This is a genomic window from Dyadobacter sp. HNCC25DJ187 (assembly GCF_056895255.1).
Genome location: NZ_JBXHAT010000008.1, coordinates 1 through 2,982, shown reverse-complemented (window position 1 = coordinate 2,982; position 2,982 = coordinate 1). Strand labels below are relative to the sequence as shown.

At 50.6% G+C, this 2,982-nt stretch carries 1 rRNA gene; it reads right to left on the bottom strand.

The window, feature by feature from the left end:
* Nucleotides 1-129 precede the first annotated feature (129 nt).
* Nucleotides 130-2,948 (bottom strand): 23S ribosomal RNA (locus AC1XUE_RS25745).
* Nucleotides 2,949-2,982 lie beyond the last annotated feature (34 nt).

The following is a 2,982-nucleotide window of genomic DNA, read 5'->3' as shown; positions in this document are numbered from 1 at the left end:
CCGGACCAATAGTCACCAACAAGCTCTTTGAGTTATTCCAGGTGTTGTGTGCTGATTAAGGCACTTCACTACACATAGGAATTTCATGTCATATTGGAAGTAGAATAGAGACAATAAAAGTTTAATTGTAATATGTAAGCTGTTGGGTAATTAGTACTGCTCGGCTGAATATATTTCTATACATACACCTGCAGCCTATCAACGTCGTAGTCTACAACGACCCTTATGTGGAAGATTCATCTTCGGGCTAGTTTCGCACTTAGATGCTTTCAGCGCTTATCTATTCCCCACATAGCTACTCGGCCATGCCACTGGCGTGACAACCGATTCACCAGCGGTGGGTCCACCTCGGTCCTCTCGTACTAAAGGCAGCCCCCGTCAATCTTCCTACGCCCACCACAGATAGGGACCGAACTGTCTCACGACGTTCTGAACCCAGCTCGCGTGCCACTTTAATCGGCGAACAGCCGAACCCTTGGGACCTTCTCCAGCCCCAGGATGTGACGAGCCGACATCGAGGTGCCAAACCTCCCCGTCGATGTGAGCTCTTGGGGGAGATCAGCCTGTTATCCCCGGCGTACCTTTTATCCTTTGAGCGATGGCCCTTCCATACAGAACCACCGGATCACTATACCCTGGTTTCCCACCTGCTCGACCCGTCGGTCTCACAGTCAAGCCTGCTTGTACTATTGCACTCCACACACGGTTACCAAGCGTGTTGAGCAGACCTTTGGAAGCCTCCGTTACACTTTTGGAGGCGACCACCCCAGTCAAACTACCCACCATGCACGGTCCTGCTCATTGAGCAGTTAGATCCCAGGCCAGCGAAGGGTGGTATTTCAACGTTGGCTCCATCATGCCTGGCGACACAACTTCATAGCCTCCCACCTATCCTACACATCCCTGACCCGAAAACAATGCAAAGCTATAGTAAAGGTGCACGGGGTCTTTCCGTCCCGTGGCGGGTAAGCGGCATCTTCACCGCTACTACAATTTCACCGAGCTCACGGCCGAGACAGTGCCCAGATCGTTACACCATTCGTGCAGGTCGGAACTTACCCGACAAGGAATTTCGCTACCTTAGGACCGTTATAGTTACGGCCGCCGTTTACTGGGGCTTCGATTCAATGCTTCTCTTGCGATGACATCCCCTCTTAACCTTCCAGCACCGGGCAGGTGTCAGGCCCTATACGTCAACTTGCGTTTTGGCAGAGCCCTGTGTTTTTGCTAAACAGTCGCCTGGGCCATTTCTCTGCGGCCTCTCTTGCGAGGAGGCTCCCCTTCTCCCGAAGTTACAGGGTTAATTTGCCGAGTTCCTTAGCCGTGATTCACTCGAGCACCTTAGAATATTCTTCTCGACTACCTGTGTCGGTTTACGGTACGAGTTGCAATCAGCTGATGTTTCAGAAACTTTTCTTGGAAGCGTTTTCGTATGTTCGCTTCTCCCGTAGGATCCGCTCAACGCACTATTCCGTCAGTACGTACATACCACAATACTCCGTCATTTCTTCACACTGACCGCAAGGGCAGGAATATTAACCTGCTGTCCATCGATATTCGCCCTTCGGCTATACCTTAGGCCCCGCCTAACCCTCCGTTGATTAGCATAGCGGAGGAATCCTTAGTCTTTCGGTGTGCGGATTTCTCATCCGCATTATCGTTACTTATGCCTACATTTGCTTTTCTCACCAGTCCAGCTCAGCTTACGCCAAACCTTCACCCCTGTGAGAATGCTCCCCTACCGATCGTAATAAATTACTATCGCATAGCTTCGGTAATATGCTTGATGCCCGTTTATTATCGATGCCCGCCCCGCTCGACCAGTGAGCTGTTACGCACTCTTTAAATGTATAGCTGCTTCCAAGCTAACATCCTGGCTGTCTCTGCAGTCGGACCCCCTTAGTTCAACTTAGCATATATTTTGGGACCTTAGCTGATGCTCTGGGTTGTTCCCCTCTCGGACTGGGACCTTAGCACCCCAGCCCTCACTGCCGTGTATATCATGCCCCATTCGGAGTTTGTCAGAGTTTGGTAGGATTTGACTCCCCCTAGCCCTATCAGTAGCTCTACCTGAACATGACTCAACCACGACGCTGTTCCTAAAAACATTTCGGGGAGTACGAGCTATTTCTCAGTTTGATTGGCCTTTCACCCCTACCCTCAGTTCATCCGAAAACTTTTCAACGTTTACCGGTTCGGTCCTCCACGATGTGTTACCAGCGCTTCAACCTGACCAAGGGTAGATCACCAAGTTTCGCGTCTACAGCCACTGACTAATCGCCCATTTCAGACTCGCTTTCGCTTCGGCTCCTGTTCTTCAAACATTAACCTTGCCAGTAACCGTAACTCGTAGGCTCATTATGCAAAAGGCACGAGGTCACTTACGCTCCCTCCGCTTGTAAGCGCATGGTTTCAAGTTCTATTTCACCCCGCTGCTCGCGGTACTTTTCACCTTTCCCTCACGGTACTCGTTCACTATCGGTCTCTCAGGAGTATTTAGCCTTGGCGGATGGTGCCGCCAGATTCAGAGGGGATTTCTCCGGTCCCCACTTACTCAGGATACTCACTCATATAACTCTCTTACCTGTACGGGACTCTCACCCTCTGCGGTTGGCTTTCCCACGCCATTCCAGTTCAATCATTATACACTCGGTGAGTCCTACAACCCCAGCATGGCCGTAACCACACTGGTTTGGGCTCCTCCGCGTTCGCTCGCCACTACTTGCGGAATCATTATTATTTTCTCCTCCTATGGGTACTTAGATGTTTCAGTTCCCCACGTTTGCCCCCCGTAGGGTAATACCACTTCATGGTACTGGGTTGCCCCATTCGGAAATCCACGGATCAAGTCATATGTGCTGATCCCCGTGGCTTATCGCAGCTTATCACGTCCTTCATCGCCTCTGAGAGCCTAGGTATCCCCCATGCGCCCTTAATTCACTTACAAAAATTAATCTCTTAATCTTATCTCTATTCTACTTC